At 68.8% G+C, this 266-nt stretch carries 1 protein-coding gene; it reads left to right on the top strand.

The window, feature by feature from the left end:
* Positions 1 to 25 precede the first annotated feature (25 nt).
* Positions 26 to 266, top strand: a 241-nt coding sequence (locus tag SB751_RS31275) for a hypothetical protein (RefSeq protein ID WP_410749181.1), incomplete at its 3' end; no start/stop codon positions are given.

The raw sequence follows: 266 nt of genomic DNA, 5'->3' as shown, positions 1-266 counted from the left end.
CTGGATGCCGACGGACACCGCCGCAGTGACCAACACGCCCGCCTCGCCGGCCCTGGATGTCGCCGACGTACCGGCCGAATTCACCTTCCGCGTCCAGGAGGCCCGGCAGCAGGACGGCTACGACCAGGTCGTGCAATGGACGGCCTGGCTGCTGCGGTCCAACCCTGACACATTGGCCGCGCATTTCCATCCGATGCTGTGCGCGGCGGTGCAGGTGATCAACGTGCGCGGCCTTGCACCATTGCTGACGGCGCTGGGCGCGTCCC

The organism is Cupriavidus sp. SIMBA_020 (assembly GCF_046535395.1).
Taxonomy (GTDB): Bacteria; Pseudomonadota; Gammaproteobacteria; order Burkholderiales; family Burkholderiaceae; genus Cupriavidus; species Cupriavidus campinensis.
Note: the sequence above shows the minus strand (reverse complement) of the source record. Positions and strands in the feature narration are given on the sequence as shown.